We start from the raw sequence: 25,718 nt of genomic DNA on the forward strand, positions 1-25,718 counted from the left end.
CAAGGCCCGGGTCCGGAAACCAATCCTGACCTGGGCCTTCGAATGTGGAGCGGGTGACGGGAATCGAACCCGCGCTGTCAGCTTGGGAATTGTAGGGAACATGCCTTGTGGTGGCGCTGACCTGCGGCTGGGGTCGGTCATGAGTGACCGTGAGTGCCCTGTTCTTACCGGGGTTAATGGCACGCTAATGGCACGACGATCAGGGGAGACACGGCCAGAGTTCCAACCATTGATCAAGCTGCGTTCTCAGCGGTTCGCCGGTCACACGGTCGGCGATCGTCCTCATCGATCCGAGCAAGTTCTTGCAGGTACGCAGAGCCAGGATTTCGACTCTGGCTCGGGAGGCCCAATCGGTGCTCCACGCTTGGGCCTCCAGCAAGGACAGCGGCAGTGCGGCCAGAACATCCGCGCCGAGCACATCGGGATCCCACAGGGGATCTGCGTCCGATGGAAGCTCCCTGATCAGCAAGGCACGGAGGTTGAACCGTACGGCATCCGCATCCCGCTTGGGATATCCGGCCTTCTCCGCGCCGTCCAGTGCGAAGAAGACCAGGCGGGCGAACACCCGTCGCCCTTCACCTTGCTCGGGGAGTTGGGCATGGAGTTGGTTGAGTTGATAGGCGGCTATCCACTGGTCGCGTACGTCGCTGGCCGCGGCCAAGCCGTCTCCGTCTGCCATCTTCATTCAGCTTCGACCTACCGAGTCGACACGAGCGCGTTCGTGGCTCCGCTCATTCAGATGACCTCTCAGACACTCCCGATGGGCGGCGATGGCATGACTGCCGGGGCCGTCGGCGCTCCTGACATCCATGACCACCCCATCGCCACCTGGGCTCAAGATTGTGGGAGTGCCGCAGAAGTCGCACGGCCACTGAAAGCTGTCTAGGTCCCGGGCGCGGATGGTCAACCGCACCCATGCCGGCGGATGCCAGCGGCGGATCTCCTGAACTACCGCGTCAATCTCCGACCCGACAGCGGGATACTCCCCTAACCAAGCGCGGCTTTCGCCGGAAGGACTGTCGATCGATGCGCCGTCGATTGACGCGCCGATGTCCTCATGGCCGATGATCGTCGCGATGACTCCCCACGGGTGCTGATCAGTCACCCGGACTCGGACGCGCTGACCAGGGACGAGGTCAGCTCCAGCGGCGTCGAATCGTTGCACGAGTTCATTCTTCCGCGCGCTCGCGCAAGGTTCGCCCGACTGATCATCCCGTCTGCCGTCGACCCGCCCGAAGGGGAAGCGGGCCATGTCCAGTGGGTCCAGGTGGAGCGCCCCACCGGACGAACGACCTGGACCCACTGGCCTTGGTCTGCTCGGCTTGTCCCGGGTCGATGGCGGGCGGGATGATCAGGCCCTTACCTCAGCCACCTACGGGCGTGTCGGGCGATCATCCCGGAGTCGGAGGGCCCCCGCCGGAGGCATACAACTTAGAAATGTCACCCGCCATCAGTACGGTGCTGATTGTGCGGAATTTCGCGGATGAGGATATGCCGACCCACGAAGAGATCGCTCGCTACTGGTACTGTCGAGCGCTTCCGGGCAGCAACTACGTCCCCCTTATCGACCTTGGCGAGCCTGAATGCTTCGCCTGCGGCTGGTGCCGCCAAGAGCAAGTTCGCTCGGAGAAGGCGTTGGCGAATCTCTGGAAGGGGCTAGAGCGGGCCCATGTGGTGCCGCGTTCCCTCGGAGGTCCCACCAGTGTCGAGAACATAATTCTCCTGTGCCACGCCTGCCATCTGAGTGCACCAGACACGAGCGACGCATCGCGATTCTGGCGGTGGGTTGTTGATCATCCGAACAGTGGGGCTTTGGCATACCTCTTCGAGATCTCAGGACCTCACGATCCGCGCGCCCGCGACTACACGGGACCGCAGGCGAAGGACCTGCACGCTCTTTCCTCTCTCCAGATTAACGAGCTCAATGTCCTCACAGAGATCTGGGAGAACAACCCGGAAGGTACCCTTCGGCAACGCCTGCATGAAGCAGTAAAGCGCATCGGCGGGGTGTCGACTCACTGGGGTATCGGGCTCTCTTCCGGCACCGTGCTCGAACTTCTGCGAGAGGTCGTTCGGGATGAACTTGCATCACGCCAGAACCGGCTTGAGGAATCGGGTTGACCGCGGATGCGGCCCGAGCTGCTGGCGGCCGGGACCGGCCCCCAGGCCGCATGCCCGGCCGGCGAGCGGGCGTAGGGCCGCGAGGCGGCGCGGAGCGCCGCCCTTGATCACCCTTAAGAACAATTCGGCAACTGGCAGGACCCCGTCGGTGGTCTGCGCAGAGTTCCCGTGTACGTCGGCGCTGTTGGGCGGTAGCGTCGCGGTGTGGCTACCAACGAAGAGCGGTCGCGGTGGGTCGTGCACGGCGAACGGTTGATCTATGACAACCGGTGGATTCGCCTCGGGTTGGTTGATGTCGAGATCCCGGATGGAGAGCGGTTCGAGCATCACGCGGTGCACCTGGATCGAGCGGCAATTGCTGTGGTGGTCGATGACGACAACCGGGTGCTGATGATGTGGCGGCACCGGTTCCTGTTCGACCGTTGGGGCTGGGAGCTGCCCGGCGGTCTTGTCGAGGCGGGGGAGGACCCGATGGCGACGGCGGCCCGTGAGGTGGAGGAAGAGACCGGGTATCGCCCCAAGCAGATTGAGCACCTGGTCACCTATCAGCCCATGGCCGGCATGGTGGACTCCGAGCACATGCTGTTCCTGGCGCGGGGTGTGGTGTTCGTGAAGGAGCCGGACGGGGAGATTGAAGCGGACGTCATCGAGTGGGTGCCGATGAAGGAAATCCCAGACATGATCGCCCGTGGTGACATCTGGACCTCGGGGACGTTGGTGGGGCTGTACACGGCGCGGGAGCGACTTAATGGAGGGCGTGGGTAAGTCGGCGAGTGAGTTCGTCGATGCGCTTGCGCTGGCGGCGGGAGCCGGTCATGGTCGCCAGGTGGTGAGCGCGCTTGATGTGTGGCTGGGCGGCGTCTGGGTCGCCCAGTGCCAGTAGGGCATGTCCCAGGTCGCAGCGGAGGGCAGCTTCGGCGCGGTTGTAGGTGCCGTCCATCCCGGCGAGCGCTGAGCGCAGGTCTTCCATGCTGTCGGGGTCGCTGAAGCGAATGAGGCAGTTGCCGCGCCACCGGGCGAGATGGTGGACGTCGAGAGACAGGTACGGCATGTCCGGGTCGCCGTGACCGTCCGGTAGTAGAGCGGCGGCCTGGTCGAGCGCGGCTCGGCAGGTCGGTTCATCGCCGAGGATGGCGGCGGCTTCTGCTTCGGCTGCGGAGAGCCATGTACGCAGCCGGTTGGGGATGCGGTCGCGGTGGGTGGCGTGGATGTACTGAAGGAGTTCCGTGGCCTGGGCAGGCTGTCCCAGGTCCATGAGGACGTATGCCTGTTCGGCAGATACGTGGGCGATGATGGCAGGATCGCCAGCTTCGCGTGCGGCTGCTTTGGCGTTCTCGTAGTGGGTCCAGGCGTCGTTCAGGGCGCCGGTGTTGATGGCTTGCCATCCGGCGAGTGAATGTGTTTGGGCGAGTACGTGTGCCAGTTCGGCGCGGATTCCTGGGCGTACGGCGTGGTGATGGGCGTGCTCTATTTGGGATATCTGGGCGCGCATTTTGTCGGCGATGGCGGCGCTGCCGACGCGACGGTCAAGTAGTCGAAGGTTGTTGGTGTCGGTGTTGAGGATCATCACCATCATGGGGTCGATAGCGGCCGCGGCTTCGATCCGGGCGGTGAGTTCTTCGGTCTGCTCTCGATACTCGTCGTCGTGATTGCCGGTGGGTGAGGCGATGTCGGTGGGGGCGAGTCCGAGCAGCATGCGGGCGTGGTCGGGCAGGCCGAGGCCGGCGGCGATGCGCTCGTAGACCTCAAGGTCGGTGACCTGGCGTTGGCCGCGTATGTGCTGGCTGATGCGGCCTTGGGCGATGCCGGTCGCGGTGCTGATGCGTACCTGGCTGGCGCCCGCGTACTTGACGGCGAGGTTGAACAGCCCTGCCATGTCACGTTTCTTAAGTATTTCCCGGCTTTCGTCGCGGTCCCATACCCATGTGGGGATCTGGATAGGTTCGAAAGCGTTCCCGTGCATCCGTCCTCCGGCCATCTCGGACTGGTGTGCATGGCTGTCGCTGAGAACTCTATATCCCTCGGTGGTATATCCACGGGAAATATGGCTGCGCTCTTGCGCGATCCATTCTTTCCGGCATGACAACACCAGTTAAGTGCACCGCGTGCGACGGGCGCGGCTGGAAGATCGTCACCCGGCGCGGGCATGTGACGGCCGCGATGCTCGGAGAGGCGACCTCGTCGCAGGAGGACTGCGTGTACTGCGACGGGCCTGACCCTGTGGTGGAGATGTTCGAGTGGGAAGTGTTCGTCACCATCGACGGCGTTGACGAGATCGGGCCGTGTGGGACCAGTTCGGGGCAGGCCACGTCAATGGACGCACTGCGTATGGCACTGCGCCGGACGGACCTGGGCGGCAAGCCATGGGGCCGCATCACGCACCGCATCTACGAGTTCGGGACTTTCCCCGACGACTGGTCCCGGCGGGTGATCTTCCATGCGACGCTCGACCCGGCCGGATCGGTGCGGTTCAAGCGCGCGGACCGGTGATCGACCAGATCTCAGCCTGGGACATGCCTTGCCCGGCTCCACACCTGCCTCCCTTGCAGAAAGGCAGCACGCCTCTTGGCTGGCACGTCGTGCACCGGTTCGCCCGGTACAGGGTGGTGGCTTGGACCTGTCACGAGCATCGCGAGACCTGGTACGAGCTGTGTTCCGCCGGTGGGCTGGTCTTCGTCCGGCGGATGACCGGCGACCCGATGAAGCCACAGATCGCGCAGACTGATGCCTGGTGTGAGGTTGAGGCGCGAGCGGTGTGGGTGGCGCTGCTGTCCGGCAGGGTGAGATAGCCGTCCCTGCCAATGGCGGAGGTCCTGACACGACAACACTCAGCCGCTACTGTACTTATGCAGACAAGTGGAAAAGTGATTGGGCGGTTGGCATGAGCATGGACTTTGCCCCTCCGAAGTACGCCCGGGTGATGGCGGCGATTCAGCAGCGTATCCAGGACGGGGAGTACGCGCCGGGCGACATGCTGCCCTCGGAGACGCAACTCGTCCGGGAGTTCGCGGTGGGCCGGACGACCGTGGTTCGGGCGCTTCAAACGCTTGCTATGCAAGGCTGGATCGAGCGTGAGCATGGCCGCGGGTCCTATGTGAAGGGCCGGCCGGAGAGTCCAGCCTCGCGGGTACGGCCCGGCGTGGCGACGACTGAGCAGCCCGAGAGCGCTGACAGCATCCTGGACGTGCGCCGCGTGCCGGCCCCCCGGCACATCGCCCGACTGATGGGCGTTGACGAGCGAACCCCCGTGATCGCTCGCCAGCGAGTGACCAGACAGGGGGACCGGGTATCCGCGGTCGAGACGCTGTGGTTCTCCCTGGACATCGCTCTCGGCACGGACCTGGAAAAGCCGGACCCGCTACGGCACGGCATCCGTCAACACCTGTTGGCCGTCAAGCATCTGCGCTTCGACCACGTCACCGAGCGTCTGACCGCTCGCAAGCCGACCAAGGACGAGGCTGAACGGCTCGGTTCGTCCGCTCCAGTGCTGGCTGTGGCGGCTACGGTGCACGACCCGGCCGGGACCGTCCTCATGGTGGTGAGCGTCGCACTGCCCGGCGACCTGCACGAACTTGAGGACGTCTACCAGGTGAGCTGATCGCCGTGTGAGTCGGGCGCAGTCACCGCAGCGGTCGGCTCGATGCTGGGAAGCTCGGCGGCCCGGCAACTCGGGGAGAGTCGAAAGTCACTCGTCGTCATCGCCCAGGTTGCCTAGCGCGTGGCCGTCATACCACACCTGAATGCGCCCAGCGAGGAGCGTCAAAGTCTCGGGGATGCTTTTCTCCAGCGTGTCCGCCGCGTGGGCGAGGTTGGTCGCCTCGGCCTCCGACAGGTAGACGGTCAGGCGGTAAGGGCGGCCGTTGGAGAAGTCGCTCGGAGGGGTGTTAAGCCTAGCGGTACGCCAGCCGCGCGGGCGGCGCTGGTCACAGCCACTCTCGTCACAGCGGTGGATCTTGGCGTCGCAGTGCCCGCACCTGGCGGATTCGGACGAAGGGGCAAGGACGACCGTGTAGAGCCGGTCACCGGTGAGGTCACTCATGCCGAGCCTTTCGTCAGAGGGATGTTCTTGCTCTGGCTGGCTCAACGAGAGGGACAGCCGGAACGCCCTTGCGCAGACCGGGGGAGGCTGGCGTCACTGCTGAGCTGGACCTCCCGAATGTTGATCAGGCGTCGCGACAATAACCACTCCTACTGACAAAACTACGGCGAGCCGAATCTGAGGCCTGACTGCAGCTCCACTTTTTTCGCTTGTTTACTTGTGCGGACGAGTGGGGAGCCTTAGAGTTGCACTCGTCCGGACAAGTGGACGACCACCTAGCTAGATCCATCGTGAAAGGACACGGCACATGGCCATCCAGGGACCCATCCCGATCAGCTTCGAGCACGTCTTCCCGCACGGCTGCTACCTCGTCGGGGAGGTCGAGCAGGTCAAGGACTTCACTGCCTCGACCGGCGGCCGGACTGTCTACGCCAAGGACAAGACCACGGGGGAGCCGGTCTGGCAGGTCGCCGTCATGGACGCGGACCCGGCGGCCAAGCTCGCTCAGAAGACCGTGGCGGTCAAGATCCTGTCCGTGGTGCAGCCGGTACCCCCGACAGCTCCGGCGGGCTTGCCGATCACGCCGGTGGAGTTCGAGGACATGACCGTCACGCCGTACGTCCACCAGAACACCGGCCGCCTGGCCTACTCGCTGCGGGCCAGGGGGATGCACGCCCCCAAGCCCGCCACGACCACCACCACCGCCAAGCAGGCCACCGCCGGTAAGGAGGCGGCGGCATGATCTCCGATCCGTACACCTACGTCACGATGTCGATCAATCCCGGCGGACCCGCGTACCTCGGCGTCTCCTTCTACTCGGCCGACATCCAGGTCAGGGCCTCAACGGTCGACTCCGGGCGGCCCTACCTCGACATCGCCTGCAACACCGTGCACGTGCAGATCTCCACCGCCGGGGCCGGACCGGTCACGGACAGGGACCTCGACCTCGCCCGGCAGATCCGCGACGCTGCCTCGCGCTACCTCGCCGACTGCCAGCGACTGCACCTCACAGCACGCTCGGCCGATCCCGGCGACACAGCGCTCTGACACGCAAGCGGGGCCGCTGGAAGCGGCAACTTCCGGCGGCCCCTTGATCTCCCACACACGCGAATGCTTGGAAGGACTCCAGCCTAATGTTCCGGAAACTACCCGGAGACGAGGCACGCGACCTCGTCTCCACCACCCCCGACACGGCGGTCGTCTTCCGCCCGGCCGTCGTCAAGACCCCCGCGATCCTCACCGTCATCATCTGGCTGGCCCGCCTCGTCGCGAGCCTGTTCCGGGTGATCTGGCGGCACCCGATCGCGGTCGCCATCCCGGCCGCCCTCGGCGTCATCTGGACCCTGCACGGCTACCAGTGGGCGCTGGCCGTCGTCGCCTTCACTGGTACCGCCGTGATGTCCTGGGCGCTGCTCGACGTGAACTCGTTCCGCGGGCTGGTCGGCTGGCGATTGCTGGCCTGGTGGCGGCTGATGTGGGTCTACCGGCGGCACTGGCACTCGGTGATGGTCGTCTCCGGCCTTGGACGCCACATACGCGGCCGTGACTACCTGCCCCACCTGGACAAGGTCACCTGCACCTCGTGGGCCGACCTCGTCACGGTGAAGATACTCAACGGCCAGGCGGTCAAGGACTGGACCGACCGGGCCGACCACCTTGCCCATGGTTTCGGCTCACGAAGCTGCCGTATCTCCATCGCTCGTGCCGGCCGCCTGGTCCTCACCTTCCCCCGGCACGACCCATTAGCCGCTCCGCTCCCGGCCGTTCCCATCCCTGACGTGGTCTCGGTCGGCTCGGTGGAGATCGGCAGGCAGGAGGACGGTCGCCCGTTCCGGCTCAAGGTGCATGGGACGCATGTCCTGATCGCGGGTGCCACCGGCTCGGGCAAGGGCTCCTACCTGTGGTCGGTGATCCGCGGGTTGCTCCCGGCGATGCGGGAGGGCTTGGCCGAGGTCTGGGCGCTGGACCCCAAGCGTATGGAGCTGTCCTTCGGACGGCCCCTGTTTCGCCGCCGGTACGCGGCCACCCCCGACGAGTGCGCGGACCTGCTTGAAGCCGCCGTCGCGATGATGCAGGAACGAGCCGACCGCTACGGCGGTGTCCAACGCTCCCACGTCCCGACCATCGCGGACCCGTTCGTCCTGGTGCTCGTCGATGAGGTGGCGTTCCTGACCGCCTACCAGTCCGATAAGGCGCTCAAGCACCGGATCAACGCCGCTCTCGCCGTTCTCACCACACAAGGCCGGGCGGTCGGGGTTGGGGTCATGGCGGCGTTGCAGGACCCGCGCAAGGAGGTCATGAACATCCGCAACCTGTTCCCCGACAAGATCGCCCTGCGGCTGGACGAGTCCGAACAGGTGGACATGGTCCTCGGTGACGGCGCCCGTGATCGCGGCGCACTGGCCGACCACATCTCTCCCGTGCCTGCGGTCGGGGCGGGCGTGGGATACGTCCGGCTCGAAACCTCCCCTGATCCTGTCCGGGTGCGGGCTGCGTACGTCTCCGACGACGACATCCGCGCCATGGTCGCTCAGTTCACGGCCTTCAAGCGGGAGGAGGTGCCTGCCTGTGGTTGAGATCGCTCACCTGCTGGACGACCTTGCCTGCGCGGGCTGCGGCACTTCCAACGTCCTGTGGCTGTACCCGGTCCGGGGCCTGGTGGAGTGCCGCGAGTGCGGGGAGAAGACGTCGATCCTCATCGAGCCCTCGGACGGTGAGTGGTGATGAACCTGAACGACAGGGCGACGCCTCGGGCGGTACGGCTGGCTCGGCCCCTTGCCCGGGACGTGGTTGAAGAGATCGCCAAGCAGTACGGCGTGTGCATCCGCCCCATCCCGCTGCGGCGGCTGGACACCTGCACCGGGAAGACAGAGATCATCGATGTTCCCTGCGGGGCGACGCTGGAAGCCAAGTGCCCGCCGTGTGCCAAGCGCAACCGGCAGCTCCGCAAGGCCCAGTGCCGGGAGGGCTGGCACCTGGAGGCGGAACCCGCGATCACCCCGGACGATCCGAACGAGGATCAGCGGTGGCTGGTGGAGTTCCGCGCCGACATCCAAGCCCAGCGCGACCAGGCCCACGAGGCCGGCCAGGACACCACCGACCTGGACGCCGTCATCACCGGCCTGGACGAAGAGATCAATGCCGCCGGAATGCGCGGCAACGTCCTCGGCCGGACCGCTCCCAAGCGATGCCGTTCGACCCGTCGGCGGCAGGACGCCCCGGATCTGCCCAAACGCAAGATGACCGCCACGACCCTCGGCCGGACCTTCACCAGTTCCGACGGCAAGGTCTACCGGCCCTCGCTCTTCGTCACGCTCACTCTGCCCTCCTACGGCAAGGTCCGCGACGGTGTCCCAGTCGATCCAGAGAGCTACGACTACGCTCGCGCGGCTCGTGATGCGCTGCACTTCTCCAAGCTCGTAGACCGGTTCGTGCAGAACCTGCGCCGCGTGGCCGGGTACGACGTGCAGTACTTCGCCGCTGTTGAACCACAGAAGCGGCTCGCGCCGCATCTGCACATGGCGATCCGCGGCACGCTGCCCCGTGCGGAGATCAAGCAGATCGCCGCTGCCACCTACCACCAAGTGTGGTGGCCATCGACCGATCAGGTCGTCTTCGACGGGGATCATCTGCCCGTGTGGGAGGACGGCACCGGCTACCTCGACCCGGCCACCGGCGAAGTGCTGCCCACCTGGGAACAGGCCCTCGACACCCTCGACCAGGACGACGACGCCAAGCCCCAGCATGTGATCCGTTTCGGCTCACAGATCGACGTACAGGGCGTGCTGGCCGGAACTCCGGACGCCGACCAGTGCATCCGCTACCTGTCCAAGTACCTCACCAAATCCCTCACCGACACCCTCGACTCCGACGACACCGCCCAGCGTGACCACGCCGCCCGCATGGCAGACGCACTGCGATACGAGCCGTGTTCACCCACCTGCCCGAACTGGCTGCGCTACGGCATCCAGCCCAAAGACGCAAAGCCCGGCATGGCTCCAGGCCGATGCAGGGGCAAGGCTCACAAGCCCGAACACCTCGGCTACGCCGGTCGCCGCGTCCTGGTATCTCGCAAGTGGTCGAACAAGACCCTGACCGAGCACAAGCAGGACCGCCGCACCTGGGTCCTGGAAGCCCTCGGCGTGCCCAGCGACCCGATCGACCCGCACCGCTACGTCTGGCGGCACGTCCCGTCTGGAGACGCGAACGTCCCTCCGCTCGCCATGCGGCTGCTGCGCTCCATCCATGAGCGCCAGCGCTGGCGAGCCCATATGAACGCGCTCGAAGTCAGAGCGACAGGACAACCAGATTCTTCGGCAACTTCACCGGCTGCCTGACGGGAGGACCTCGTTGGACGAACTACTCAAGGCCGATGAGGCCGCCGCGCTGCTCCACACCTCGGAGCGCTTCATTCGTCGTCTGATCGCGGAACGGCGGATCGAATTCGTGAAGATCGGCCGACACGTTCGCATTCGTGAATCCGCATTGCTGGCCTTCGTAGCTGCGGGGACGGTCGAACCGCTGGGGGCTCATGACATCACCGGGAGGGTGGCCTGATGGCCAATAAGGACGGCCACCGGCGTTTCGGCAACATCCGCAAGCTTCCCTCTGGACGTTTCCAGATTCGATATCCAGGCCCGGACGGGCGGATGCGCACCGGGTCCGAGACCTATGAACGTAAGGGCGACGCCGAACGGGCGCTGTCCCTGGTTGAGGCGCAGATCATCAAGGGGGAGTGGACAGACCCGGATCGCGGCAAGATCAAGCTTCAGGAGTATGCAGAGACCTGGGTCTCCCAGCGGCCGGGTCTTCGACCCCGCACGGTGGATCTCTATCGCTGGCTGCTCAAGAAGCACGTGACGCCCTACCTGGGCGGGATGCAGCTCGGGAAGCTCTCCACCGCGATGGTTCGGCAGTGGCGGGCCGATCTTCTCGGCAACGGGGTGTCGGTCAGCATGGCGGCCAAGGCGTACCGGCTGCTGCGGGCCGTGCTGATGACGGCGGCGGAAGAGGACCACATCATCCCGCGTAACCCGTGCCGGATCCGCGGGGCTGGCGACGAGCATGCCCCAGAACGCCCGGTGCTGACCGTGGCCCAGGTCTTCGAGCTCGCGGAAAGGGTGGGCCGTCGTCCGATCGGTAACGTCCGCAAGGTCAAGGACAACGTCTATCGGTTGCGCTTCCAACGCCATGGGAGATGCGGACCCATCCGGAGGTCTTCGCTTCGCGGAATGTCGCTGAGCGCGCGCTATGGAAGATGGGGGCCGATGGCCGGGCCGACTGCGCTCATGATCGACGCTTTCGTGCTCTGGTCCTGCTGGCAACGTTCGCGAGTCTGCGTTGGGGTGAGGTGAGTGCGCTTCGCCGGAGCGACATCGACCTGAACACGGGGACGGTGCGCGTCCGGGCAGCTTTTGTCGAGCGGTCCACGGGGGAGATGGTCCTCGGCCCGCCCAAGTCCAAGGCCGGCCGCCGCATCGTCGGCATCCCGCAAGCCGTCATCCCCCCGTTGCGGGAGCACCTTACGACCTATGTGCCGGATGACCCCGGTGCGCTCGTCTTCCCGGGAGTCAAAGGCGGTCCGCTACGGCGGAGCGGGTTCAACACTCGTACGCGGTGGGTGGACGTGGTCAAGGACATGGGCCTGCCCGGTCTCCACCTCCATGATCTACGTCACACGGGCAATATGTTCGCCGCCGAGTCCGGTGCCGGGCTCAAGGACCTGATGGCCCGGATGGGGCACGACAACGTCAGGGCGGCGATGATCTACCAGCACGCCGTACGCGGTGCGGATCGGGCGATTACCGATGCGATCGACCGGCAGATCAACCGAAGCGAAGACGACGGCCCGGCCGAAGCGATGGCCCCGGTGAGCTGATCGAACGTCTAATGGCACGCTAATGGCACGCGAAGATCAAAGAGTCTCAGAGACGAACAAGGCCCGGGTCGGGAATCCATCCCTGACCTGGGCCTTGGTGTGTGGAGCGGGTGACGGGAATCGAACCCGCGCTGTCAGCTTGGGAAGCTGAAGTTCTACCATTGAACTACACCCGCAGCGGTGTGCCGCGAGGTCTACTGTAGCGGAAACTCAGGGGTTCTCGCCCCGGTCTGGCGGGGGAAGCGGGGCCTGTGGGTGGGGGATGGCACGGCTTGTGGGTGGGGAGAGCGGGGCGTGGGGGTGGGGGAGCGGGTAGGTTGCCTCACGTGCTGCTTTCGGATCGGGACATTCTTGCGGAGATCAAAGCTGGTCGGGTGGGGCTGGAGCCGTTCGAGCCGGCGATGATCCAGCCGTCGAGCATCGACGTGCGACTTGATCGGTTTTTTCGGGTGTTCGAGAACCATCGGTATCCGCATATCGATCCGGCGGTGGAGCAGCCCGACCTGACCCGGCTGGTGGAGCCGGAGGGGGACGAGCCGTTCATCCTGCATCCGGGGGAGTTCGTGCTGGCCAGCACGTACGAAGTGATCAGCCTGCCGGATGACATCGCGTCCCGGCTGGAGGGGAAGTCGAGTCTGGGGCGGCTGGGGCTGCTGACGCATTCGACAGCCGGGTTCATCGATCCGGGGTTCGAGGGGCATGTGACGCTGGAGCTGTCCAACGTCGCGACGCTGCCGATCAAGCTGTGGCCGGGTATGAAGATCGGGCAGTTGTGCATGTTCCGGCTGAGCTCCCCGGCGGAGTTCCCGTACGGGTCGGAGAAGTACGGCTCGCGCTACCAGGGGCAGCGGGGGCCGACGCCTTCCCGGTCCTTCCTGAACTTTCACCGGACCGTTATCTGAGGCCGCTCATCTGATTCGTGACCACATCGTTACCTGCGCGGGTGGTCGGCTTCGGCGTGCCCGGAGGCGGGGACGGTTCGCTGTGGCGTGTCCCAGGATGCGACCCACCCCTACACCCCCAACAGCCAACATCTCACGACATAGTGCTAAAAATAGGGATAAATCGGGGTAAATGGGGGGTCAGGGTGGCGGGTCGGGTAATCCGGCTACGCGGGTGGTGTCGTGGATCATCTGGTGGGTAGCGTGAGGAAGAAGATCGGGTAACGGCAAGGTGTGCGGGAGGTGAAGTTCGCATTCCCGCTGGTTACCCGTACTCTTTCTGCGGACCATCCCCGCACATCTGGAGTACGACGTGCGTCTGCGTCTCACGCCACGTGAGGACAGCTACTACGACTTGTTCGCCGACTCGGCGAACAACCTCGTCACCGCGTCTCGCCTGCTGGTGGACATCATCAGCGACGGTGCCGACCGGGAGGCGCTCGCCGAGAAGATGCGCGCCTGCGAGCACGCGGGTGACGAGCGCACTCACGCGATCATGAAGCGGCTCAACGAGAGCTTCATCACCCCCTTCGACCGCGAGGACATCTACCGCCTCGCCTCCAACCTCGACGACGTCATGGACTGCATGGAGGCGGCGGCCGACCTCATCGTGCTCTACCAGATCGACCACCTGCCCAAGGAGGTCATCCGTCAGGTCGAGGTCCTGGAGCGGGCCTCGGAGCTGACCGCGGAGGCGATGCCGCGGCTGCGCTCGATGCGCAACCTGAGCGAGTACTGGATCGAGATCAACCGGCTGGAGAACCAGGGCGACCAGATCTACCGCCGCCTGCTGGCCAAGCTGTTCAGCGGCGAGTACGACTCGCTGACCGTGCTCAAGATGAAAGAGGTCATCGACCAGCTGGAGAGCGCCGCCGACGCCTTCGAGCACGTGGCCAACACGATCGAGTCGATCGCGCTGAAGGAAAGCTAAGGTCCAGTGGAGCTCGCACTCGTCATCGGCGTCATCGTCGTGGCGTTAATCTTCGACTACACCAACGGCTTTCACGACGCCGCCAACGCGATCGCGACGTCGGTGTCCACCCGGGCGCTGACTCCGCGGGCCGCGTTGTTCATGGCCGCGGCGATGAACTTCCTGGGCGCGCACCTCGGCGAGGAGGTCGCGAAAACCGTCGGCTCGGGCATCATCGAGCCGCCCGACGGCAGCCACGGCCTCGTGATCGTGGGTTCCGGCCTGGTCGGCGCGATCACGTGGAACATCATCACCTGGTACTTCGGCCTGCCCTCCTCCAGCAGCCACGCGCTGATCGGCGGTCTCGTCGGCTCCGCCCTGGCCGCGTCGGCGGTGGTCAAGTGGGACGGGGTGGTCGAGAAGGTGGTCATCCCGATGATCCTGTCCCCGCTCATCGGCTTCGGCCTGGGAGCGATCATCATGATAGCGATCTTTTGGATCTTCCGCCGGTCAACGCCGGCCAGGACCAACCGCGGGTTCCGTTACGCCCAGACCGTCTCGGCGGCGGCCATGGCCCTCGGCCACGGACTCCAGGACGCGCAGAAGACCATGGGCGTGATCTTCCTCGCTCTGATCGTCGGCGGCTACGCCCAGCCCGGCGACCCCATCCCGCAGTGGGTCATCTTCTCCGCCGCGGCGGCGATCTCGCTGGGCACGTACGCCGGCGGTTGGCGGATCATGCGCACGCTGGGCCGGCGCATCATCGCGCTCGACCCGCCGCAGGGCTTCGCCGCCGAGACCGCGGCGGCCACCGTCCTGTACGGGGCCGCCATCGGCTTCCAGGCGCCGATCTCCACCACTCACACGATCACCAGCGCGATCATGGGCGTGGGCGCCACCAAGCGGATGTCGGCGGTGCGCTGGGGCGTCGCCGGCAACATCGTGACGGCCTGGGTCCTGACGATCCCGGCCGCGGCGCTGGTGGCGGCGCTGTCCTACTTCGCCCTGCACTGGATGCTGGAGTAGCCGGGGCTCACCTGCTGTACATCACGTCGGTGTCGAAGTGGGTGAATCCCAGCCCCTCGTAGAGGCGGACGGCCGCGGTGTTGGCCTCGTCCACGTAGAGGATCACGTGGGCGAGGCCCCGCTCGCGCAGATGGGCCAGACCGGCCAGGGTCAGTGCCTTCCCCAGGCCGGTGCCCTGCTGCCCGGGGTCCACGCCGACGATGTAGACCTCGCCCACGGGCTCGTCGCCCTGGTGCACCTTGGTCCAGTGGAAGCCGACCGTGACCCCGCCGCTGTCCGCGAGGAAGAAGCCCTCGGGGTCGAACCACGGCTCCTGCTCACGGCGTTTGAGGTCCTCGATCGTCCACGCGCCCTGTTCGGGATGGTGGGCGAAGGCCCTGGCGTTCACCGCGATCCACGCCTCCTCGTCCGCGCCGGGCACGAACGCGCGCAGCCGTACGCCCTCGGGCAGGACGGGGGCCGGGACGGGGAGCGACAGCGGGCGGCGCATCCGCCACAGGGAACGCGCTCGGGTGAAGCCGTTGGCGGCGGCGAGCCGGGCGGCGGCCGGGTGGTCGCCGTGCGCCCACACCCGCAGCCGGCCGCCGGTGTGCTCCAGTACGGCCCGCAGCAGCGTGCCGCCGTGTCCCGAGCCGCGGAAGCCCGGATGCACGACCAGCTCCCCGACCGGCCCCTCGTCGGAGGGGTCCACGTGCGCGTAACCGGCGAGCGTGTCGCCGGCGAAGAGGAGGGCGGCACGGGACGGCTCGTCGCCGCCGTAGCGCAGTTGCAGCATGGCCTGCTCGTTGAGCGGGTGCACGCCGTCGGCCTCGCCGGCCGCCTCGACGAGCGTCAGAACGCCCGCCACTTCCGCGTCGTCGAGGCGACGCTGGTACTCCACGCGGACGTTCATGGATGAAGCCTAGGTCACATGGCAATTCACGCCATCTTCTGGTCATAGGTTTCGTTACCTGTGCGACCTTCGCCGTATAGGTGGCCACCCTAGGGTCGTGACACATGACGCCACGTACCAAGAAGCGGCTGGCCATCGCAGGGCTGGCCGCGGCGACCTGTATCGCCGTAGCGGTCGGTCCTCCCGCGACCGCCGCCACCACCCCGGCGGCGACCACGCACGGCAAGCCGGGCAAGCCCGCCAAGACGGTTCCGGTCCGTCTCATCGCCATCAACGACTTCCACGGCAACCTTGAGGCGCCGACCGGCTCCAGCGGCCGGATCGTCAACGAGTCCGGCCAGACGGTGAACGCGGGAGGCGCCGCCTTCATGGCGACCCACCTCAAGCGGATGGCCGACAGGAACACCGTGATCGTCGGCGCGGGTGACCTGATCGGCGCCAGCCCGCTGATCTCGGCCGCCTTCCACGACGAGCCCACGGTGGAGCTCCTCGGCAAGCTCGGCCTCGACGTCTCCTCGGTCGGCAACCACGAGTTCGACGAGGGCTACAAGGAACTGCTGCGGATCAGCAACGGCGGCTGCCACCCGGTGGACGGTTGCACCCCGGCGGGCAGGTGGCATGGCGCGAAGTACGACTACGTCGGCGCGAACGTCCGCCTGAAGAAGGCTCCCGAACTGCCCGCCCTCGCGCCCTTCTCGGTCAAGAAGATCAACGGCGTCAAGGTCGGCTTCATCGGCCTGGTCACCAAGTCGACCCCGTCGATCGTCACCTCCGAGGGCATCAAGGACCTGACCTTCGTCGACGAGGTGGAGGCGGCCAACCGCACCTCCAAGGCCCTGAAGCTGCTCGGCGTCAAGGCGCAGGTCGTGCTGGTGCACGAGGGCGACCAGATCGCCCCGAACATGAGCCCGGACGCCTGCCCGGTGATCGCCGGCGCCGGCACCCGGATCGCGCAGGGCGTCAGCGCCGACGTCGACCTGGTCGTCATGGGCCACTCGCACCAGGCGTACGTCTGCAAGACCAAGGACCCGGCGGGCCAGGACCGCTACGTCACGCAGGGCTCGTCCTTCGGCCGCGTGCTGACGCAGTTCGACTTCCAGGTGGACACCAGCACCGACGACGTCGTGCGTTCCTCGGTGGTCGCCGACAACCACGTGGTCACCCGCGACGTCCCCGCCGACGAGAAGACCACGGAGTTCGTGGATGACTGGATCGACCGGGTGGCCGATGTCGCCGACCGGCAGGTCGGCACCATCACCGCCGACATCACCCGGCAGTCCGCGCCCTCCGGTGAGACCCCGCTCGGCAACCTGATCGCGGACGCCCAGCTGGAGTCCACGAAGACCGGCGGCAACGCAGAGATCGCGCTGATGAACCCGGGCGGCGTGCGCGCCGACCTGACCGTCGGCTCCGACAACGGCGTGGTGACGTACGGCGACGCCTTCACGGTCCAGCCGTTCAACAACCTCATGCAGGTGGTCACCCTGACCGGTGCGCAGCTCGACGCGCTGCTGGAGCAGCAGTACCAGGTCAACAGGACGCTGGCGCCGTCGGCGTCGCTCGGCTACACGGTCAGCGCCTCGGCGCCGGTCGGGTCCAAGGTGTCCGACATCAAGATCAATGGGACGCCGGTCACGGACGCCCAGCAGATCCGGGTCGCCGCGAACAACTTCCTGGTCGGCGGCGGTGACGGCTTCACGGTCTTCACCCAGGGCACCGACCTGTGGAGCGGGCAGCTCGACATCGACGCCTTCGTCGACTACCTGGGCGCGCACACGCCGACCGCTCCGCCGGCGACGAACCGCATCACCCGGGTGCCGTGAGCACGTTCTGAACAACCGTCCGCGCCGGTCTCCCCAGGGGGGCCGGCGCGGACGCCGTCGAGGTCAGTGGTGGACCGGCTCGCGCTCTTCCGACTGCTGCTCGCCGCGGTCGGGGACGAAGCGGTAGCCGACGTTGCGGACGGTGCCGATGAGGGACTCGTACTCGGCGCCGAGCTTGGCCCGCAGCCGCCGGACGTGCACGTCGACGGTCCGGGTGCCGCCGAAGTAGTCGTAGCCCCAGACCTCCTGCAGCAACTGGGCGCGGGTGAAGACCCGGCCGGGGTGCTGCGCGAGGTACTTCAGCAGCTCGAACTCCTTGAACGTGAGGTCGAGGGCGCGCCCGCGCAGACGGGCGGTGTAGGTGGCCTCGTCGATCGACAGGTCGCCGCTGCGGATCTCGTCCGGTACGTCCTCGGCCGCGGCGAGGGACAGCTTGCCGACCGCCATCCGCAGCCGGGCCTCGACCTCGGCCGGGCCGGCGCTGTCCAGGATCACGTCGTCGGCGCCCCACTCGGCCGTCATCGCCGCGAGCCCGCCCTCGGTGACGATCACCATGAGCGGGCAGTCGATGCCGGTGGTCTTGAGGAGCCGGCACAGGCTCTTGGCCTGGACGAGCTCGCGGCGCGCGTCGATGAGCACCGCGTCGGACGGCGGAGCGTCGAGCAACGCCGACGCCTCGGCGGGGGCGACACGGACCGAGTGCAGCAGCAGCCCGAGGGCCGGGAGCACTTCAGCGGACGGTTCCAGGGCATTGGTGAGCAGGAGCAAGTTGCTCACTAGGCTCCGCCTCCTTCCCGCGTTCTGACGGCAGAGGGCCGTTCAAACACGTAAGGACCCGGGGGCTACGTCGCCCAGGTCCCGTAGTACGTGAGGATAGCCGACGAGGATGGCGCGTCCAGAGTGGGTCCACCTGGTGAACAGCAGCTCACATGTTAAGAACTTCGCACTGTGGCCCGAAAATGGGTGTGAGAAAGGACGAACGAGCGATGGCGCACGGAAAGATCCGCTATTGGGCGGCCGCGAAGGAGGCGGCGGGCCTCGCCGAGGAACCGTTCGATGCGGTCACTCTTGACGAACTCATGACGAAAATCACAACGGATCGGGAGGAACTGGCCCGGATAGTCAGAAGATGCTCCTTCCTCGTCGACGGTCACCCGGTGGGCAGGCGCGCGCACGACACGGTCGTGCTGGCGGAGGGGGCTACGGTGGAGGTCCTTCCACCATTCGCTGGCGGTTGATTCCGTCCGTTCCGTAATGTCTGCACCAGGTTCGTAAGGTCGGAGGGCGTGTGGCGCGAGCCAAGGGAGTGCGATGCGGAAGCTGATCGTTTTTCTGATCCTGCTGGTCGTCCTCCTCGTCGTCCTGGACAGGGTCGCCGTCGCCGGGGTCCAGAGTGAGATCGCCCGGCAGGTCGCCGCGCGCTACGACCTCGACGCCGAGCCCGAGGTGCGCATCGACGGCATCCCCTTCCTCACCCAGGCGATCTCCGGCCGTTATGACGAGATCCAGGTGGACATGGGCCCGATGTCCCTCGAAGGCATCCAGCTCGCCGGCGTGCACGCCACCCTGTACGGCGTGAGCGCCCCGCTGTCCGACCTCATCCAGAACTCCGCCCAGGCGCAGATCACGGCCGAGCGGGTGACCGGAGCCGTGGTCGTCCCGCTGGAGACCATCGAACGACGCGCGCCCGAGGGCGTGAACCTCGAAGGCGACGGCGACGGGCTCAAGGTTTCCGGCGAGATCAGCGTGCGCGGCGTCCGCGTGCCGGTCGAGGCCGGCGTGCGCATCGAGGTGCTGGACGGCGGGGTACGGCTCACGCCGCGGAACGTCACCCTGGCCGGCGGCATCCCGGTCCCCGCAGAGACGACCAGATCCCTCACGTACACCATCCCGATCGAGAACCTCCCGCTCGACCTGAAGCTCACCGAGGTGAAGAACACCCCCGAGGGCCTCCAGGTGACGGGTGAGGCCACCGATGTCCCTCTTCGGGGATGAACCGGACAGCTCCGCCGTACGTCATGGAGATGTGAGCCCAGCCGGAACCGCTGATGAGCAGCTCGTCCGAGCCCTTTTCGACGACCACGCCGGGCCACTCTACGGTTACGTGTTGCGATTGACCGGTGATCCGGGACGAGCGGAGGATGTCGTGCAGGAGACGCTGCTGCGGGCCTGGCGGCACCCTGACGCGCTCTCCGGCCGTACGGTGCGCGCGTGGCTGTTCACGGTGGCCCGCAATCTCGTCGTCGACCACCACCGGGCGCGCCGGGCGCGCCCCCAGGAGACCGGGGACGAGGCGCTCGCCGTCCTCCCCGCGGCCGACGACCTGGAACGCGCCGTCGAGTCGTGGGCGGTCGCGGACGCGCTGTCCTCGCTGCGGCCCGAGCACCGCGAGGTGCTGATGGAGGTCTACTACCGGGGCAGGTCGGTGAAGGAGGCGGCCGAAGAGCTCGGCATTCCGCCCGGCACCGTCAAGTCCCGCACCTACTACGCCCTCCGGGCGCTCAAGCTGGCACTCGAGGAGCGAGGGCTGGCGCCGTGAACATGTCGTGTGAAGAGGTCAGGATGTCACTGGGCGTCCACGCGCTGGGCGCGCTGGACCGTGACGAGGCGGCCCTGGTCGAGGCCCATCTCGCGGACTGCGCCGAGTGCCGGGCGGAGTACGAGGAGCTCGCCGGGGTGTCGGCCTTCCTGGCGAAGGTGTCGGAGCAGGACATCGCGCACGCGGGCAGCCCGCCGCACGCCGTGCTGGACCGGCTGCTGAGCGCCAAGGCCAGGCGCCGGCGCAGGGCCAGGCTGTTCCTGGTCGCGGCATCGGTCGCCGGGCTGGCCGTGCTGGGCGGCGTGGTCGTCAGGGCGGGGCTCACCGGCTCGGGCGGGGTCGACAGCCAGGCCGCGGCGCCCGCGTCGGCATCCTTCACGGCGTCCCCGCCGGCGCAGGACAGGCGGGCCGGGCAGGAGTTCGGGGAGCCGCTGGTCGCGACCGGGCCCTCCGGCCAGCGGTCGCGCACCGGGCCGCCGGCCGAGGCCGTCCCCAAGGACGAGGCCACGGCCGCGAAGGCCGACGTCGACGTCCAGCAGAAGAACGGCGAGGTCAGGGCGCACCTCAAGCTCTTCGCCCGGACGTCGGGAAGCGCCGTGCAGATCGCGCTCTCCGGAGTCCCCGGCGGCACACACTGCAGCCTGATCGCGGTCGCCCACGACGGCTCGCGGGACGCGGCGGGCAGTTGGCGGGTGTCCACGGCCGGGTACGAAAGGTTCACCGGCAGCACCGGCTTCGCCCCGGGGGCGATCGACAGGTTCGACGTCGTCACCTCCAACGGCGACGTCCTCCTGTCGATCAAGGTCAGGGCCTGAGACGCGGGAAGCTTTCCGGCCAGGGAGAGGTTGCACGATGCGATGACCGGCTGGTGGATTCTCCTGGGCACGCTGCTGCTCGGCACGATGATCGGGGTGGTACGGCTGCGCCGCGACGGTGACCTGCGCCGGGGGGCGCGGCAGACGCTGACCGCCGCCGACCTCGGCGGCGAACTGGGCGAGCGGGCGACGCTCGTGCAGTTCTCCACCGCGTTCTGCCAGCCGTGCCGGGCCACCCGGCGGGTGCTCTCCGACGTCGCGGGCATGGTGGACGGGGTCGCGCACGTCGAGATCGACGCGGAGTCCCGGCTCGACCTGGTCCGCGCGCTCGACGTCACCCGCACCCCGACCGTGCTCGTGCTCGACGCGTCGGGGGGCGTGGTCAGGCGAGCCGCCGGGCTGCCCCGCAAGGCCGACGTGATCGCCGCCCTGGGAGAGGCGGTCGGCCCGTGAAGCGGTGCAACGGAGAGAAAAGCTTGTATCTCATAAACCGGACGGGATGTGACAGACGCCGGGGCGACGGGTAACCTCTTGACCGTGAATCCAACGACAGAGTTGCTGACGAAGCGGCGGGCGGTCGATTTCTGCCGCGTCGCCACCGCGCTCTGTCGTTTTTCCTGAGGGCGATTTCGTGCGGCTGCTCGCCGCCCCGTCGACACCCTTTCAGGAGATCCCGCGATGCAGGTCGATCCCCGAGTTCCGCGCTTTTCCGCGATGATCACGACGGCGATCCTGGCAGTCGTCCTGGTGACCGGCAGTGGCTGGTTGCTGGCTGTGCAGGCCGTCCTGTTCGCCCTGGGAGCCGCGGGAGTCTCGCCTTACCGGCCGCTCTTCCGGCTGCTCGTCAAGAGCCCGCCGGCCGAGCTGGAGGACGCCGCCCCGCCGCGCTTCGCGCAGGGGGTCGGGCTCGTGTTCGCCATCGTGGGACTGGTCGGGTTTATCGCGCAGATCGTGCCGCTCGCGCTCGCCGCGACGGCCGCCGCTCTACTAGCCGCCTTTCTCAACGCGGCCTTCGGCTTCTGCCTGGGCTGCGAGATGTACCTGATCGTTCGCCGTCTCCTGCCCGCCGCATTCCGATAAACCGGAGGATTCCAATGAGCCGTTCCGCCGCACTGGTGGACGCTGAGTGGGTCGAGAACAACCTCGACACCCCTGGTGTCGTCATCGTCGAGGTCGACGAGGACACCAGCGCCTATGACAAGGGCCACATCCGTGGCGCCGTGAAGATCGACTGGAGGAGCGACCTCCAGGACCCGGTTCGTCGTGACTTCGTGGACAAGGCCGGCTTCGAGGCCCTGCTCTCCGACCGCGGCATCGGCAACGACGACACCGTGGTGCTCTACGGCGGCAACAACAACTGGTTCGCCGCCTACGCCTACTGGTACTTCAAGCTCTACGGCCACCAGGACGTCAAGCTGCTCGACGGTGGCCGCAAGAAGTGGGAGCTCGACTCCCGCGAGCTGGTCACCGAGACCGCGCAGCGCGCCAAGACCAGCTACACCGCCACGGAGCAGGACTCCAAGATCCGCGCGCTCCGCGACGACGTGCTCGCCGCGATCGGCAAGCTCAACCTGGTCGACGTCCGCTCGCCCGACGAGTTCACCGGCAAGCTGCTCGCCCCCGCCCACCTCCCGCAGGAGCAGGCGCAGCGCGGCGGCCACGTGCCCACCGCCCGGAACATCCCCTGGTCCAAGGCCGCCAACGACGACGGCACCTTCAAGTCCGACGACGAGCTGAAGCAGCTCTACACCGAGGCCGGCGTCGACTTCGGCAAGGACACCATCGCCTACTGCCGCATCGGTGAGCGCTCGGCGCACACCTGGTTCGTCCTGCACGAGATCCTGGAGCAGGACAACGTCAAGAACTACGACGGTTCGTGGACCGAGTACGGCTCGCTCGTGGGCGTGCCGATCGAGTTGGGGGAGGCCCGCTGATGAGCAGCACCACACAGGGTTGCGCCGCACCGGAGCAGACGGTCGCGCTGCCGGCCGGCATCGATCTTTCCACCCAGGCCGTGATCCAGGGCGTCGTGACCGGTGCCACCACCGCCTACGCCCGCCTGCTCGACGGTTCCGGCGAGTTCACCGGTGAGGTCGTGGTGTCCGACGAGGGCATCTTCCGCTTCTTCGCCGCGCCCGGCGACTGGACCGTCCGCATCATCGCCGGCGGCGGCGTCACCAAGGACATCGCCGTCGAGGCCAGGCTGGGTGAGGTCTCCCAGCTCCAGGTCACCGTCTGACCTCAGGCGGTCACGACCTCGGCACGTCCGCGACAGGGCCGGCGCATCTCGGTGCGCCGGCCCTGCCGCGTCTCCGGCCCGGGGCTGCGTCTCCGGCCCGGGGCTGCGTCTCCGGCCCGGGGCCGCGTCTCCGGCCCGGGGCCGCGGGGGCGGGCGGCACGATCCGGGGAGTGGCCCGCACGGCGGGGCGCGGATCGGTACGATTCCCGCGATGTCTGGAACGTCTGGCTTGCTGGCCGCTCCCCGCCCTGCCGAGCCGCAGCGCCCGGGGCGGGCCGCGCCGTCCGCGTTCTTGCTGCCACTGCACGCGTTCCGGCTGCTGGGCACCCGTGGCGTGGGCGTGGCCGGGTGGTTCTCGGCGGGCCAGGCGGCCACATCCGCCCTGCTGTACCTCGGCGTCGAGGCGCCTGCGGGCGAGCCGGGCCGGGTCGTCACGATCACCGTCCTCACCCTGGTCGTGGTCGCGCACCTGGTCGCCACGGCCGGCATGCTGCACGCGCTGCGCGGCGGCCTGGCGGAGTTCCGCGCCCGTCGTATCGGAGCCGGGCCGGACGAGCGGCTCCTCGTCGCGGTGGACCGGGCCGCCCCCGCGTTCGCCCTCCTCTACCTGACCTGGGGACTCACCGGGGACGACGCCCGCGAACTCGCCCGGCTCGCCGCCCTGCACGGAGTGGCGGGCGGCGACGCGGCCGACTGGCCGGCCGGGCTGGACGTGCGGGTCACGCTGGGCGTCGCGGTGATCGGACTGCTGGTCAGGACGGCCTGCGGATGGTGGTATGGCAGGCGGCAGGGGCGCGTCGCGGGCTCGTTGGCCGCGCTCGGCGAGGTGTGCTTCGCCTTCTTCGGGCTTCTCGCGGTCGCCGCGGCCCTCGGCTCGGCCTGGCTGGAGCGGCGGGCCGTCGTGGCGTGGGCCGGGGACCTGGTGACGCGGTACGAGGGCGTGCTGTCCGGGCCGTTCCGCACGTGGGCGGGCGAGCTCCTGCCCTACGCGACCCAGGCGGTCCTACTCCCGCTGATGTGGCTGGTCGTGGGCGCGCTGGTCCTCGGCGCGGGCTCCCGCCGCCGCGGCGGGTCCACGGCCGACCCCGACGGCGGCCTGACGCGGGGGCCGCGCGGGCGCTGCCTCCCGGTGCTCCGCGCGCTGCGGCTCGTCGTGCGCGGCGGGGCGCCGCTGTTCGGCATGTTCTGCCTGTGCTTCGTGGCGCTCCGGGCCGGCGTCGGGTACGCGGAGCGCGGCGCCCGCCAGCTGATCGGCCCGCAGGAGGGCCCACTGCACCTGGTGTACGACCGGCCGCTGGCGCTGCTCGGCGAGCTGCTGCTCACCGCGCTCACCGTCTGCCTGCTCGCCGCCGCCCTCGACCTCGCCGCCACCCGGGCCAGGGCGTTCGCCAGGCCCGGTGACGACGAGCCCGTCACCGCTCGAACCTGAGCACGTCGGCGACCGCGCGAGACGATTCCCCCAGGCCCTCCAGGCCCCTTGGGCCCCCCGGGCTTCCCATTCCCGCGTGCATGACGGCGGTGCGCGGCGCGCCGGGGGCGAGATGGAGTTCGACCTCGTCCGCGACCGCCGCCGGCACCAGGCTGACCAGCTCGTACCGGTAGCCGACGCCCACCGCGCCCGCCGTACCGTCCGCCGGGGCGTCGTCGCCGACGACCTCGGCCGTCCACGCCCGGCCCCGGTCGTCGCGCATCTCGAACACGGGCGCCTCGTGCGGCACCGCGCCCTCAGCGTCCACCGCCGTCCTGGTCACCGTGCTCTTCAACCAGGTACGGCCGGGCCCGGCGGGCGGCAGGCCGGGCACGTCGTCCGCCGGGTCCACCTCCGCCCGCCAGGAGACGTGCTCGAAGGTGAATGCCTGCCCGGCGGGCACCGGGTGCAGCCGGTCGGGCGTCTCGTAGTCCCGGTAGAGGAGATAGCCGTCCACGGCCGGCGTCCCGAAGGCCACGGCCGCGAGCACCGTCGCCAGCATGATCCGCAGCCGGCTCCCGCCCTTGCGGGCCGGCGGCGGAACGGCCTCGGCCGCCGCCCTCTCCTCCGCGGCGCGGACCCGATCCCGCAGGGGCACCCGGCGCGGCAGCGGCGGCCCGCTCCTCCGCGCGCCCCCCTCCGCGCGTCCACCGGGTGGGACGGCGCGCTCACCGGCCGGGAACGTCGCCGGGCCGCCGGATGCGGGGGCCTGCTCGCGGAGGGACACCGCCTCGGCGCGGCCGCCGGGCGTGGGCTGCTCGCCCGCCGGGAGCGCGGTCGCGTCGGGTTCGGCCGGGTTGGGGGTGGCGGTGCGGGGAGGGGGTGGGGTGTCGTCGGTGATGGCGGGGAAGGGCTGGGTGGAGCTTTCCTCGGCGTCGGCCGGGGGCGGGGGGAGCGGCCAGACGAGTTCGTCCGGCCAGATGCGCCTCGGACCTCGCGGCCGGGGACGGAGGGGTGGCAGCGGGCGCCTCGCCTGCCAGACGCCCATGTGCGGGGGTCTTCTCGGCACACGGGGGGCGAACCAGTC

Annotated in this window: 33 protein-coding genes and 1 tRNA gene; 27 read left to right on the forward strand and 7 right to left on the reverse strand. The window is 68.1% G+C overall.

What is annotated here, in order from left to right:
- Window positions 1-199: 199 nt before the first annotated feature.
- The gene (locus tag QSK26_RS26770) at window positions 200-685 is read right to left on the reverse strand and encodes a hypothetical protein (RefSeq protein WP_285778022.1); all 486 of its coding nucleotides are present in this window, start codon (window positions 683-685) and stop codon (window positions 200-202) included.
- A 752-nt stretch (window positions 686-1,437) separates the two neighbouring features.
- Here QSK26_RS26770 and QSK26_RS26775 point away from each other — a divergent pair.
- Complete coding sequence (locus tag QSK26_RS26775) at window positions 1,438-2,121, forward strand: HNH endonuclease (RefSeq protein ID WP_285778023.1); 684 nt, start codon at window positions 1,438-1,440, stop codon at window positions 2,119-2,121.
- A 204-nt stretch (window positions 2,122-2,325) separates the two neighbouring features.
- Window positions 2,326-2,886 (forward strand): NUDIX hydrolase, encoded by a 561-nt coding sequence (locus QSK26_RS26780; protein WP_285778024.1) that lies wholly within the window; start codon window positions 2,326-2,328, stop codon window positions 2,884-2,886.
- Here the strand turns inward: QSK26_RS26780 and QSK26_RS26785 are convergent.
- Window positions 2,867-3,997: an NsdA family TPR-like regulatory protein gene (locus QSK26_RS26785; protein ID WP_285778025.1), complete on the reverse strand. Its 1,131-nt coding sequence runs from the start codon at window positions 3,995-3,997 to the stop codon at window positions 2,867-2,869. The genes QSK26_RS26780 and QSK26_RS26785 overlap by 20 nt on opposite strands.
- 203 nt (window positions 3,998-4,200) lie before the next feature.
- Here QSK26_RS26785 and QSK26_RS26790 point away from each other — a divergent pair, with 203 nt between their 5' ends.
- The 3 genes from QSK26_RS26790 to QSK26_RS26800 all read left to right on the forward strand — a co-directional run bounded on the left by QSK26_RS26790 (window position 4,201) and on the right by QSK26_RS26800 (window position 5,719).
- Window positions 4,201-4,611: a hypothetical protein gene (locus tag QSK26_RS26790; RefSeq protein ID WP_285778026.1), complete on the forward strand. Its 411-nt coding sequence runs from the start codon at window positions 4,201-4,203 to the stop codon at window positions 4,609-4,611.
- A complete protein-coding gene (locus QSK26_RS26795; RefSeq protein ID WP_285778027.1) occupies window positions 4,608-4,910 on the forward strand; it encodes a hypothetical protein in 303 nt (100 codons plus the stop codon). Before QSK26_RS26790 ends, QSK26_RS26795 begins: the two co-directional genes overlap by 4 nt.
- 92 nt (window positions 4,911-5,002) lie before the next feature.
- A complete protein-coding gene (locus tag QSK26_RS26800; RefSeq protein ID WP_285778028.1) occupies window positions 5,003-5,719 on the forward strand; it encodes a GntR family transcriptional regulator in 717 nt (238 codons plus the stop codon).
- A gap of 87 nt (window positions 5,720-5,806) precedes the next feature.
- On the opposite strand, the gene QSK26_RS26805 is transcribed toward QSK26_RS26800, so the two are convergent.
- Window positions 5,807-6,160, reverse strand: coding sequence for a hypothetical protein (locus QSK26_RS26805; RefSeq protein ID WP_285778029.1), 354 nt, complete (start codon window positions 6,158-6,160; stop codon window positions 5,807-5,809).
- 307 nt (window positions 6,161-6,467) lie between these two features.
- Here QSK26_RS26805 and QSK26_RS26810 point away from each other — a divergent pair, with 307 nt between their 5' ends.
- The 8 genes from QSK26_RS26810 to QSK26_RS26845 all read left to right on the forward strand — a co-directional run bounded on the left by QSK26_RS26810 (window position 6,468) and on the right by QSK26_RS26845 (window position 12,038).
- Complete coding sequence (locus QSK26_RS26810; RefSeq protein WP_285778030.1) at window positions 6,468-6,902, forward strand: plasmid replication, integration and excision activator; 435 nt, start codon at window positions 6,468-6,470, stop codon at window positions 6,900-6,902.
- Window positions 6,899-7,207: a 4a-hydroxytetrahydrobiopterin dehydratase gene (locus QSK26_RS26815; RefSeq protein ID WP_285778031.1), complete on the forward strand. Its 309-nt coding sequence runs from the start codon at window positions 6,899-6,901 to the stop codon at window positions 7,205-7,207. Before QSK26_RS26810 ends, QSK26_RS26815 begins: the two co-directional genes overlap by 4 nt.
- Before the next feature lie 86 nt (window positions 7,208-7,293).
- Window positions 7,294-8,736, forward strand: a complete 1,443-nt coding sequence (locus tag QSK26_RS26820; RefSeq protein WP_285778032.1) for an FtsK/SpoIIIE domain-containing protein — start codon at window positions 7,294-7,296, stop codon at window positions 8,734-8,736.
- Window positions 8,729-8,884, forward strand: coding sequence for a hypothetical protein (locus QSK26_RS26825; RefSeq protein WP_285778033.1), 156 nt, complete (start codon window positions 8,729-8,731; stop codon window positions 8,882-8,884). The genes QSK26_RS26820 and QSK26_RS26825 overlap by 8 nt, the downstream gene beginning before the upstream one ends.
- Window positions 8,884-10,497 carry a replication initiator gene (locus QSK26_RS26830; RefSeq protein ID WP_285778034.1) on the forward strand — a complete coding sequence of 538 codons (1,614 nt, stop codon included), beginning with the start codon at window positions 8,884-8,886 and terminating at the stop codon, window positions 10,495-10,497. Before QSK26_RS26825 ends, QSK26_RS26830 begins: the two co-directional genes overlap by 1 nt.
- 13 nt (window positions 10,498-10,510) lie before the next feature.
- Window positions 10,511-10,717, forward strand: coding sequence for a helix-turn-helix domain-containing protein (locus tag QSK26_RS26835; protein ID WP_285778035.1), 207 nt, complete (start codon window positions 10,511-10,513; stop codon window positions 10,715-10,717).
- A complete protein-coding gene (locus QSK26_RS26840; protein WP_285778036.1) occupies window positions 10,717-11,514 on the forward strand; it encodes an N-terminal phage integrase SAM-like domain-containing protein in 798 nt (265 codons plus the stop codon). Before QSK26_RS26835 ends, QSK26_RS26840 begins: the two co-directional genes overlap by 1 nt.
- The gene (locus QSK26_RS26845) at window positions 11,511-12,038 is read left to right on the forward strand and encodes a site-specific integrase (RefSeq protein ID WP_285778037.1); all 528 of its coding nucleotides are present in this window, start codon (window positions 11,511-11,513) and stop codon (window positions 12,036-12,038) included. The genes QSK26_RS26840 and QSK26_RS26845 overlap by 4 nt, the downstream gene beginning before the upstream one ends.
- 102 nt (window positions 12,039-12,140) lie before the next feature.
- On the opposite strand, the gene QSK26_RS26850 is transcribed toward QSK26_RS26845, so the two are convergent.
- Window positions 12,141-12,214 (reverse strand) — tRNA-Gly (locus QSK26_RS26850).
- Window positions 12,215-12,364: 150 nt separating this feature from the next.
- On the opposite strand from QSK26_RS26850, the gene dcd reads away from it, so the two are divergent.
- From dcd to QSK26_RS26865, 3 genes are all read left to right on the forward strand, one after another.
- Entirely contained in the window at window positions 12,365-12,940 is a 576-nt protein-coding gene (gene dcd, locus QSK26_RS26855) for a dCTP deaminase (RefSeq protein ID WP_285778038.1), read from the forward strand.
- A gap of 352 nt (window positions 12,941-13,292) precedes the next feature.
- On the forward strand, window positions 13,293-13,910 hold the full coding sequence (locus QSK26_RS26860) for a DUF47 domain-containing protein (protein WP_285778039.1): 618 nt from the start codon (window positions 13,293-13,295) through the stop codon (window positions 13,908-13,910).
- A 6-nt stretch (window positions 13,911-13,916) separates the two neighbouring features.
- Window positions 13,917-14,915 carry an inorganic phosphate transporter gene (locus QSK26_RS26865; protein ID WP_285778040.1) on the forward strand — a complete coding sequence of 333 codons (999 nt, stop codon included), beginning with the start codon at window positions 13,917-13,919 and terminating at the stop codon, window positions 14,913-14,915.
- 7 nt (window positions 14,916-14,922) lie between these two features.
- Here the strand turns inward: QSK26_RS26865 and mshD are convergent, their stop codons facing one another.
- Entirely contained in the window at window positions 14,923-15,807 is an 885-nt protein-coding gene (gene mshD, locus QSK26_RS26870; RefSeq protein WP_285778041.1) for a mycothiol synthase, read from the reverse strand.
- Window positions 15,808-15,911: 104 nt separating this feature from the next.
- On the opposite strand from mshD, the gene QSK26_RS26875 reads away from it, so the two are divergent.
- Window positions 15,912-17,630: a bifunctional metallophosphatase/5'-nucleotidase gene (locus QSK26_RS26875; RefSeq protein ID WP_285778042.1), complete on the forward strand. Its 1,719-nt coding sequence runs from the start codon at window positions 15,912-15,914 to the stop codon at window positions 17,628-17,630.
- Window positions 17,631-17,693: 63 nt separating this feature from the next.
- Here QSK26_RS26875 and QSK26_RS26880 read toward each other — a convergent pair whose 3' ends face one another.
- Window positions 17,694-18,407 carry a winged helix-turn-helix transcriptional regulator gene (locus tag QSK26_RS26880; protein WP_285778043.1) on the reverse strand — a complete coding sequence of 238 codons (714 nt, stop codon included), beginning with the start codon at window positions 18,405-18,407 and terminating at the stop codon, window positions 17,694-17,696.
- Window positions 18,408-18,616: 209 nt separating this feature from the next.
- On the opposite strand from QSK26_RS26880, the gene QSK26_RS26885 reads away from it, so the two are divergent.
- From QSK26_RS26885 to QSK26_RS26925, 10 genes are all read left to right on the forward strand, one after another.
- Window positions 18,617-18,868 carry a MoaD/ThiS family protein gene (locus tag QSK26_RS26885; RefSeq protein WP_285778206.1) on the forward strand — a complete coding sequence of 84 codons (252 nt, stop codon included), beginning with the start codon at window positions 18,617-18,619 and terminating at the stop codon, window positions 18,866-18,868.
- Window positions 18,869-18,941: 73 nt separating this feature from the next.
- A complete protein-coding gene (locus QSK26_RS26890; RefSeq protein WP_285778044.1) occupies window positions 18,942-19,625 on the forward strand; it encodes an LmeA family phospholipid-binding protein in 684 nt (227 codons plus the stop codon).
- Window positions 19,606-20,169, forward strand: coding sequence for a sigma-70 family RNA polymerase sigma factor (locus tag QSK26_RS26895; protein ID WP_502888751.1), 564 nt, complete (start codon window positions 19,606-19,608; stop codon window positions 20,167-20,169). The genes QSK26_RS26890 and QSK26_RS26895 overlap by 20 nt, the downstream gene beginning before the upstream one ends.
- A 2-nt stretch (window positions 20,170-20,171) precedes the next feature.
- The gene (locus QSK26_RS26900) at window positions 20,172-20,984 is read left to right on the forward strand and encodes an anti-sigma factor family protein (protein ID WP_285778207.1); all 813 of its coding nucleotides are present in this window, start codon (window positions 20,172-20,174) and stop codon (window positions 20,982-20,984) included.
- Window positions 20,985-21,071: 87 nt separating this feature from the next.
- On the forward strand, window positions 21,072-21,437 hold the full coding sequence (locus QSK26_RS26905; protein WP_285778208.1) for a TlpA family protein disulfide reductase: 366 nt from the start codon (window positions 21,072-21,074) through the stop codon (window positions 21,435-21,437).
- Window positions 21,438-21,521: 84 nt separating this feature from the next.
- On the forward strand, window positions 21,522-21,605 hold the full coding sequence (locus tag QSK26_RS41890; protein WP_352244406.1) for a putative leader peptide: 84 nt from the start codon (window positions 21,522-21,524) through the stop codon (window positions 21,603-21,605).
- Between the two features lie 57 nt (window positions 21,606-21,662).
- Entirely contained in the window at window positions 21,663-22,064 is a 402-nt protein-coding gene (locus QSK26_RS26910; protein WP_285778046.1) for a DUF4395 domain-containing protein, read from the forward strand.
- Between the two features lie 14 nt (window positions 22,065-22,078).
- Entirely contained in the window at window positions 22,079-22,918 is an 840-nt protein-coding gene (locus QSK26_RS26915) for a sulfurtransferase (RefSeq protein WP_285778047.1), read from the forward strand.
- Window positions 22,918-23,223, forward strand: a complete 306-nt coding sequence (locus tag QSK26_RS26920; RefSeq protein ID WP_285778048.1) for a DUF1416 domain-containing protein — start codon at window positions 22,918-22,920, stop codon at window positions 23,221-23,223. The genes QSK26_RS26915 and QSK26_RS26920 overlap by 1 nt, the downstream gene beginning before the upstream one ends.
- 211 nt (window positions 23,224-23,434) lie before the next feature.
- The gene (locus QSK26_RS26925) at window positions 23,435-24,652 is read left to right on the forward strand and encodes a hypothetical protein (protein ID WP_285778049.1); all 1,218 of its coding nucleotides are present in this window, start codon (window positions 23,435-23,437) and stop codon (window positions 24,650-24,652) included.
- Here QSK26_RS26925 and QSK26_RS26930 read toward each other — a convergent pair.
- Window positions 24,636-25,679 (reverse strand): hypothetical protein, encoded by a 1,044-nt coding sequence (locus QSK26_RS26930; RefSeq protein ID WP_285778050.1) that lies wholly within the window; start codon window positions 25,677-25,679, stop codon window positions 24,636-24,638. The two genes, QSK26_RS26925 and QSK26_RS26930, sit on opposite strands and share 17 nt — an antisense overlap.
- Window positions 25,680-25,718: the final 39 nt, after the last annotated feature.

It is taken from the genome of Microtetraspora sp. NBRC 13810 (assembly GCF_030268685.1).
Classification (GTDB): Bacteria; Actinomycetota; Actinomycetes; order Streptosporangiales; family Streptosporangiaceae; genus BSRQ01.